Source organism: Desulfosarcina sp. (assembly GCF_041551955.1).
Taxonomy (GTDB): Bacteria; Desulfobacterota; Desulfobacteria; order Desulfobacterales; family Desulfosarcinaceae; genus Desulfosarcina.
On sequence record NZ_JBFELV010000221.1, the window covers coordinates 1 to 8,133 of the forward strand.

Consider the following 8,133-nt stretch of genomic DNA (forward strand, 5'->3'; position numbering starts at 1 on the left):
AACTTGCAAATCGCCTTGGGCTGCATGGGGGTTTTCAAAAACCGCAATCTGTTTGATGGGCTGATCTTGCTCGGTGAGTTTCGAGTGTCCCCGCCGCGGGCTGCGCTCCTTGATGAGGCTTTTTTTATGTCGGGGAACGTCATTGAATTGAAACTTATCGATCACAGGCAGCGGCGCTGTCAGGGATAGTTTTTGGGTGGGAATTCTTCTGATCGATTTTGGATCAGGGGATTTATCCGGGAAACCGTTTGGTACCGTAATTTTGCCACTGTAACGTCCTGTTTTTTCGACCTCCTGGATTTTTTGGGAGAGCATGTCCCGCATCTCCTTTTTAAAATCGACCAGCTCCTGGCGCAGGCCTTCGACATCGGCCCGGGTTTTGTTGTAGATCGTCTTCTCGAAGGTTCGTTCGTCGAACTGCAAGGTGTTTTGTTTGATATCGGTGCGGGTTTTTATGCGTTTATCTTTGTTTCTGGTGAATTGATAGGCGCTCATTACCAGGATGACTGCCGCCACGCCGATGACTGCCTTGACGATCCGGCTCTTGTCTTTGCTTTTTAAATCCCTGAACCACGCTTTGAGTTTATTCATAGGATTGGCTCAATTGTGTGAGTGTTCGACGATAAATAGGCGCAGGTATTGACCCGGACGCAACACGGCCTTGCCGTCCACAAACTGTTTCAAATCCTTGCCCAGGGCGATGGCGGTTGGTTTGCGGGTCAGCTTCGGAACCAGAAAGGCGCTTTCATCCACCTTCATCTCGGCAAGGCCCGAGAAAGGCGCGAGGCTGACCCGGTATTCGTTTAGCGCCAGGGGCACCCCATCGATGCTGACTGTTCGCCGCAAGGTTATCCGTAGATGTTTGATCGCCTCTATTTCCTGGTGGCTTGGGGTCACGTTAAAGTTGTCGGGAATGGTGTCGGCAAAAGCGTTGCGGATCAAATCAACGGCAGCCGTTTCCGGGTCCAGTCTGGCAAACTTGACCTGATTGTCCTTGGCCTTGCGGCTTTGTGAATCCAAATGGATGACCCTGGCCTTGAGACCCTTTTTAGGGATGATCTCCAATGAAAAAACGTCACCGCTTTGGGTAATGATGTAAATCACACCCTGTCTGGCTTTTTTGCCGAGGGTGACAAAAGCATTGTTTCCCTGGTACTCCACTTCCAGGCTGAGCGCTTGGGGTGCGTTGATTTTTTGGATTGGCTCGCTGCTGTGGATGCGGTTTATGGCTTCCGGGGCCAGTTCGATCAACGTCAGCTTTTCCGATACCCGGAAATTGTCTGGGTCTTCGGAAGCCTTTGTTGTCTGGGTTGGTTGAGATGCCTGGGACAGGATCGGGAACAGCAAAACGACCAGCCCTGCGACGACCAATTTGGATAGTGGTTTACGCGCCATTTTTTTGTGACACTCCCGTTACCCTGAAGGTTCCTTCATCGATGTCGTATTCGATGATGTGGTGCTCGATTGCACTTTCGATGCGCACGTCATCGGCATGCTTGGACCGCAGGCCGACAAGTTCGATGCGGTTGGTGCTGCCCAATTTTTTGATGGTGTGGATGTGAAAGGAGGAACTGACCCGCAGGCGGATCACCTCTTCGATGATTTTGTTCAGGCCGGTGCGCATGGAACTGAAAACGCCAGGCGATGCCAGTTTAAGGAAATCGGAAAAGTTTTGCTCAACATTGCTGGGGGTATAATCCAATATCAGCTTGATCGCGTATCGACCCATCATCTTGAGGTACTCATCGTCGGCGTCGTTGCCTCGGATCGCGATTTTATGATCCACCATCGGCGGCAATATAACCACCTTCTGGTTGTTCATTGCGCGGTAAGCCACGATGGCGTTGAAAATGGTGATGCCTGTCAGCAGAATCAGACAAAACTTGAGCAGGGCGTTTTCGGCCATGGCATTGGCCAGTTTATCGCCGTAAATTTTAAGTTTCATTCCACAAACCTGTTGGCAAAGAATTCTGGATAGTGGGCGAATTTATAAAAGCCGCTGAAATAGGCGACATGCCGGATAAAGCCCCTGGGAAAATTGCGGTTCAGCCAGACGAATGCGGCCACCATGGATAGGTTCAGCAACAGCACCATCCATTGAAAGCGAAAGATGGCGCAAAAGTAGAAAGACAGAAGCACGATAATAAATTCGTCACTTTGCAGCCCGACAAACCTTACCTGTTCGTTCAAATAGCGTGGTATTCGATATCTCATCGGGTGTCCTTAAAAGAGCAACATCGTTAAAACAGACCTATGACCGTAAAGGTCCCAATATCCGAAATGGATATCCCTAAGGAGATGACGACCTCTTCGATGAAGATGATCAGCCCGGCGCAGATGGCGCAAACGATGGTGCCGAAAACGTTGCTGCGCACCGCCCAGAAAATGGCGTAGAGAATCAACCCGGCGGCGATGACAAAACCGATGGCGCCAGTCAAGATGTCGTTCATGAAAAGATCGTAGACGCTGAAAGCAAAGCTTCCTTCGGCCGGGGCCTCGAAAGCAAAAGCCGGGGCTGGGCAAAGCCCGATGATCAAACCCCCGAGGATCAAAACATAGACGACGACACTCATTTTGCTGATGGTTTGCATGATCGACTCCTCCCTTGGTGGTGTTGTTTATGGATTTTTCTTGCAATCGACGATGGTGCTGCCTTGAAATTCTCTTGGCTCGGCGACTTTTGGCGGGTCAACTCTTCTGACGGGAGTTGCCTCCCCGCAGCAGCCGAACAAAAAAGCGGCAATGACAATCTTGCAAAAAAGCCGTTTCATGTGGTTTCCTCGGCCCTGTCGATCTTTAACAGGCCGTGACTGTGGATGATGATGGTTTTTAAGATGCGTTGGGCCTCTGTCTTGACCCGCTCCTGCCGCAGGCTGGCCAGCGGTGTTTTAAGGGGGTACCTTTGCTGGACTTCTCTGAGCACCTGGTTATCGACTGCCCGCTGGAATCCGGGATGATTTTCTCCCAATAGACCACCGATGGCGGCGCGCACAGACGCTTTGGCGACCTCAAAGAGCGAATCGCGTTCATGATCCGGCAGGGTGGATAGCTTCTCTTTTGCCGCCGCCAACATCTGACCTTGCTGCCCTCTGAGTTCGGGGGTTTTTTGCTCGGCTTCGACCCAGGCTTTTTTTTCGATGCGGTCAAGTTCTGATGGTGTGAGGCGCTCAAGCGCTTCCTGAAATTTTTGATCGATCTGCCGATCCCGCTTTTCGATGTCGGCCAGGCGCTGTTGTTCGGTACGTCTATCCTCAAGCTCTTTTTCCCTTTGTCGACGCTGCTGAATGAGCTGTTCGGTTTGGGCGGCTTGTTGAATCTTCAGGTTCTCGGTTCCCCAGCCGTTTTCAAGCGAGCGCCTTAAGAATGCCGGAAACCCGCCATCCTTGGTCGAATGGGCTGCGGCATAGTCGAGTTCGGTTATGACATAAGGCTCGCCGTGGGATTGCAGGTACGTTTCGAGGTTTGCCAACACGTCTTTGTGATCTTGGTAGATTTCGGGGATGCCGGATCGGATGGGTTCCGGAATACAATTTTCAAAAGTAACAGCCGCCGCCTCGCATGCTGTTGTGGTGGTTGTTGTATTCTCTGTAGAATTCTTTGTAGTAATCTTTGTATACGTCCCCCCATTTTTTGGGGGGAGGTCCCCTGACTTTTTAGGGGGAGGTCCCCCATTTTTTTGGGGGGATATCCCCTCACTTTTTACTGGGATATCCCCCAACTTTTTAGGGGGATATCCCCTATCTTTTTGGGGGGATCTGATTTTATTGGATATTTTAACGATATTGTCGAAAATCGGCTCGATATACATCACGTTGGTGATCGCAAGGCCGCTCCCGGTTTTGATATGACGAAACTCGCGGGTGATCAGGTCCTGGTTGCATAAATTATCGATGGCGTTCTTGATCTGGTTTTTGGAAAAGCCGAAGATGTCGGCATATTCCTGGTAGGTCTTCTGGAGTTTGTCGGCTTGGAATTTTTGTTGAATGCCGATCACATCGCCGGTGTGCTCATCCCGCGTCATCATCGGCGTGTACCAATAGACGATATCCGACAAAATGATGATGGCCACCACATCAGGTTTGCCGGAGCCGGTTAGTATATTACGAAACCAGCTGATAGGGGTGATATTCCCGGTCAGTCGGCAGTTCAACATTTGCTTGCAAGTAGGATTGATTTGGGCGTGATTTTCGTTCACGAACTGCCCTCCTCACGGACACTTACGGTTGAGCAAATTCGATGATGGTTTTATCTGCGTGGATTTTGCCGATGGAAGGAGCATCTTGCACCTATCCACTTAAATTTTTTGGTTCGGGCCAACAATTTTTAGGGAAACCTTAGCAATGGCTTGTATGTCATCGTATTGGCCCGGGCATTCGGCTTTAAATTCCATAAAAGAACCTTGAAATGGTATGTTGAATATCTATCTGTTCGATCACAAGGTCGCCCAACTTGTCATTTCCTTGTCATTTTTTTGATAGAGGTACCTAAAAAACAAAAAAGCGAAATCGGTACAAATAACCGATTTCGCTTAGTATTTTTTGGTGGGCCGTGAAGGAATCGAACCTTCAACCTACTGATTAAGAGTCAGGTGCTCTGCCTAGTTGAGCTAACGGCCCTGTCCGTCTATCGAAACAAGGGCGTCTAGTAACAGCCGCGATGGTTGATGTCAATGCGTTTTTTTTCGTTCGGGCGAAATAGACGGATTCTAATCATCCGGCCATCTGTTGATCTTGTTCCGACTGCTTCGTTTTCGATCCCGCTTCCATTCATTCTTGCGCTGACGCGATCTTTTTTTTGCCTGATCTTTGATGGTTGCATCAATGGTCAAGTCCAGATAGTAACTTCCCGGTGTCTTTGGCGTCGCCTGCGATGTGGGCATCTCCACCGGTTTCGCGGCCGGTCGGATTTTGGGGAGTGGTGGACCGCTGAAACTGCCAACCGGCAGGCAATCCGATAGGAATAAGTGTTTGCCGAAACGCCATACCGTAGCTCCCTTTTTGCGGGCATTTTTTGCATGTACCGTCAGGATGACGGGAGACGTATCGATCCGTCGTCCAAGCCGTTGTGCCATGGCGATATCGCCGGTCAGCATGATCCGATTGCCGGTGACGGCAGCGGTTAGGCCTTTTTCCAGCAATACGGGGTAAGCTCGCCGTCGAACCGCGCAGTAGATCAGTTTGGGGAGGGCCTCCGCGATCTCCGGTAAAAGAAGGCGGGTTCGGTCGCTGGCGCGTATCAGGTTCTCATCAATCTCAAGAGCCGGTGAACCGGTAGAATAGATCACTTCACGGATGTGATTCAACCGCACATGACGCCAGCCGGGTTCTTCACCCAGGGATTTCATCAGGTCTTTGATTTTCACATAGCCATTTTCGTCGGGCAGCAGGCCGAATTCATCAGGTTGTCGGCCAAGCATATAAATAATCAATTTTGTTAGTTTATCTACGGTCTGGCGGTGTTTCATCGGTCGACGTAAGCGCCTGTGGGGTTTTCAAATAGACTGAGCGTTCATCGGAAAGGGCTGGCCAGTCTTCAGCCTTCGGATCTCAGTCAGCTGTGCTCGTTATCGCTCTGGCTTGACCTGACTGCCCGTGTTTGGTAGTTTCCGCATCCAACAACCAAAAAGTCAACCCGTTTTATTCCGCTCAATCAGAAAGGATAACCAGCAATGAACAGGAAGAGATCCACAGCGTTATACAAAAGGGCACAGGAATTGATTCCTGGCGGCGTGAACAGCCCGGTCAGGGCCTGCCGTTCCGTGGGAATGGATCCATTGTTTATCGACCGTGGCGACGGGTGTCGGTTGTTCGATGCCGACGGAAACCAGTACATCGATTATATCGGATCGTGGGGCCCGATGATCCTGGGTCACCGGCACCCATCGGTAATCGCTGCCATCTCGTCCGCCCTGGAGAAGGGAACCAGTTTTGGTGCGCCAACCGAACTTGAAATAGAACTGGCGGAACTGCTTGTCGAGGCCATTCCCTCGATGGATATGGTGCGAATGGTCAATTCGGGAACTGAAGCCACCATGAGTGCCATCCGTTTGGCAAGAGGTTTCACCGGTCGGGATAAAATCATCAAATTTGACGGCTGCTACCACGGACATGCCGATTCGCTTTTGGTGGAAGCCGGTTCCGGTGTCGCTACCCTGCAACTTCCTGGTAGTTCAGGTGTTCCCGCCTCCTTTGTCGAGCACACGTTATCGCTTCCCTATAACGACATCGATACGGTGAATAAGGTGATGGCTGAAAAAGGCGATCAGGTTGCCTGCATCATTGTCGAGCCGGTAGCTGGAAACATGGGATTGGTCCTGCCGGATGACCGGTTTCTTGAAACTCTTCGTGAAACGTCTGAAAAATATGGTGCCTTGCTCATTTTCGATGAGGTGATGACCGGCTTCAGGGTTGCTTTTGGCGGGGCTCAGGAACGTTACGGCATAACCCCGGACCTATCCTGCTTCGGTAAAATTATCGGTGGAGGGCTGCCGGTGGCCGCATACGGCGGCCGTGGTGAAATTATGGCGCACATCGCACCCAGTGGAACCGTTTACCAAGCCGGTACCCTGTCCGGTAACCCGTTGGCCATGGCCGCGGGCATAGCGACGCTGAAGCAGTTGAAAAGGCCCGGGTTTTTCGAAAGCCTGGACACCCAGGCCGAAAAGTTGATCACTGGTTTGGCATCACTGGCCCATAAGGCCCATATCCCCGTTTCATGCACCCGGTCGGGCGCGATGCTCGGCCTGTTTTTTATCGATCATCCCGTGAAAAGTTTTGCCGATGCCAAAAAATCCGATTTAGAGCGATTTTCGTCCTACTACCAAGGGATGCTGGAAAACGGCATCTATCTGGCACCCTCTCAATTTGAAGCGTTTTTCTTATCGGCCGCCCACGATGACGAGGCCATTCAACAAACCCTCTCTGCGGCTGAGAGGGTCTTTGCCGATCTTTAAAACCATAAAAACAAAAAAACCCTTACCGGCGATTGGGCTGGCGAGGGTTTCTTTGGCTCATTAACGGCTGTCGACGTCGGGTCAAAAGGAATAATTCAGGTGGATCCATGGATGTAGAGAGTCATTTTGCGCTTCGAACGCGTCGAAGGAGCCATCTCTTTGGACATACTCGATAATGCATTCGACATCGACGTTCAAGGAAGAATTGGCCGAAATAGGCATACACACCCCGCGTTGATAAGTGACTTCTATCGTGGGCCGGGTGGGGGTGTTGATCAACCCAAGGTCAGGGTCTGCGGTCCCCAGCAATCCATAACTGGAACCCGTGCTGCATCCACAAAATAAGATCGCCATCGCTGATAACATCAAGAAAACTGTTTTTTTCATTTTTTAGCCTTCTTTTTACCCACGGTGCCGTTTTATCAGATTATTCTGTGTCTTTTTGTATCGCCTGAACCCACTTTCTGTCTGGTTTTGTACAACCTTTCTTGCGCTTCAGTTAAAGAAATAATTCGTTGGATTGACGGCCACCCCATTTAAGCGGACTTCGTAGTGAAGGTGGGGACCGGTGCTTCGACCGGTATTGCCCACCAGGGCAATGGTTTCACCCCGTTTTACGCGGTCGCCTTTTGTTTTGAGCAGTTTTTGTGTGTGACCATAGCGGGTCACCATTCCGAACCCGTGTTCAATGGTCAACATATTGCCCATCAACCCTCTGCTTCCGGAAAATGTCACCAGCCCGTCCGCCGGTGCGATGATCGGCGACCCTGCACGGGTGGCGATGTCAAGCCCACGATGGAATTCACGGCGACCGGTAAAGGGTGACTCCCGATATCCAAAACGTGATGATGTCCACCCTTTTAACGGACGGATCGAGGGGGTGGCGGCCAGTAGGTTCCGTTTTCCTTCCAACTGGCTGAAGATAGACGAAAAGGAATTTTTTTGGTTATGGGAGGCCTGGTCGATTTCATTGATTTCAACGTGCATATCTCTGACAAGTTCCTGGTAGTCCTGTTCAATCATCGTTGTGGGGTCCAGATCTTCCGGATCAGAGCCGCCCACGCCAAAAATACCCGACCCGTCATTGTTGGGTTCAAGGTTGGCAATGATTCGTATCTTTTGTTCAAAATCACCAAGTTCAGCCAATTTAGTATTTAATACACTTAATTTGTTCGAAAAAG

General features: G+C 50.7%; 11 protein-coding genes and 1 tRNA gene. 1 reads left to right on the plus strand and 11 read right to left on the minus strand.

All coding sequences use genetic code 11. The features are described from left to right. From ABYV26_RS15780 to ABYV26_RS15820, 9 genes are all read right to left on the minus strand, one after another. The coding region (locus ABYV26_RS15780; protein WP_372682317.1) for a hypothetical protein at positions 1 to 591 on the minus strand (591 nt) is incomplete at its 3' end. A 9-nt stretch (positions 592 to 600) separates the two neighbouring features. Next, positions 601 to 1,395, minus strand: coding sequence for a type-F conjugative transfer system secretin TraK (locus ABYV26_RS15785; RefSeq protein WP_372682318.1), 795 nt, complete (start codon positions 1,393 to 1,395; stop codon positions 601 to 603). Continuing rightward, the gene (locus ABYV26_RS15790; protein ID WP_372682319.1) at positions 1,385 to 1,945 is read right to left on the minus strand and encodes a TraE/TraK family type IV conjugative transfer system protein; all 561 of its coding nucleotides are present in this window, start codon (positions 1,943 to 1,945) and stop codon (positions 1,385 to 1,387) included. Before ABYV26_RS15790 ends, ABYV26_RS15785 begins: the two co-directional genes overlap by 11 nt. Continuing rightward, complete coding sequence (gene traL / locus ABYV26_RS15795) at positions 1,942 to 2,214, minus strand: type IV conjugative transfer system protein TraL (protein WP_155306243.1); 273 nt, start codon at positions 2,212 to 2,214, stop codon at positions 1,942 to 1,944. The genes ABYV26_RS15790 and traL overlap by 4 nt, the downstream gene beginning before the upstream one ends. Positions 2,215 to 2,240: 26 nt before the next feature. Beyond that, positions 2,241 to 2,591: a hypothetical protein gene (locus ABYV26_RS15800; protein WP_372682320.1), complete on the minus strand. Its 351-nt coding sequence runs from the start codon at positions 2,589 to 2,591 to the stop codon at positions 2,241 to 2,243. Between the two features lie 27 nt (positions 2,592 to 2,618). After that, the gene (locus ABYV26_RS15805) at positions 2,619 to 2,771 is read right to left on the minus strand and encodes a hypothetical protein (protein WP_372682321.1); all 153 of its coding nucleotides are present in this window, start codon (positions 2,769 to 2,771) and stop codon (positions 2,619 to 2,621) included. After that, positions 2,768 to 4,195: a cell envelope integrity protein TolA gene (locus ABYV26_RS15810; protein WP_372682322.1), complete on the minus strand. Its 1,428-nt coding sequence runs from the start codon at positions 4,193 to 4,195 to the stop codon at positions 2,768 to 2,770. The genes ABYV26_RS15805 and ABYV26_RS15810 overlap by 4 nt, the downstream gene beginning before the upstream one ends. Before the next feature lie 344 nt (positions 4,196 to 4,539). Then, a tRNA-Lys gene (locus tag ABYV26_RS15815) sits at positions 4,540 to 4,616 on the minus strand. An 89-nt stretch (positions 4,617 to 4,705) separates the two neighbouring features. Beyond that, complete coding sequence (locus ABYV26_RS15820) at positions 4,706 to 5,464, minus strand: RNA 2'-phosphotransferase (protein WP_372682323.1); 759 nt, start codon at positions 5,462 to 5,464, stop codon at positions 4,706 to 4,708. A 204-nt stretch (positions 5,465 to 5,668) separates the two neighbouring features. Between ABYV26_RS15820 and hemL the strand changes: the two genes are divergently transcribed. After that, positions 5,669 to 6,952: a glutamate-1-semialdehyde 2,1-aminomutase gene (gene hemL / locus ABYV26_RS15825; protein ID WP_372682324.1), complete on the plus strand. Its 1,284-nt coding sequence runs from the start codon at positions 5,669 to 5,671 to the stop codon at positions 6,950 to 6,952. Between the two features lie 81 nt (positions 6,953 to 7,033). On the opposite strand, the gene ABYV26_RS15830 is transcribed toward hemL, so the two are convergent. Together ABYV26_RS15830 and ABYV26_RS15835 are read right to left on the minus strand one after the other, a co-directional pair. Next, a complete protein-coding gene (locus tag ABYV26_RS15830) occupies positions 7,034 to 7,339 on the minus strand; it encodes a hypothetical protein (RefSeq protein ID WP_372682325.1) in 306 nt (101 codons plus the stop codon). A gap of 108 nt (positions 7,340 to 7,447) precedes the next feature. Beyond that, positions 7,448 to 8,133, minus strand: a 686-nt coding sequence (locus ABYV26_RS15835; RefSeq protein ID WP_372682326.1) for a M23 family metallopeptidase, incomplete at its 5' end; no start/stop codon positions are given.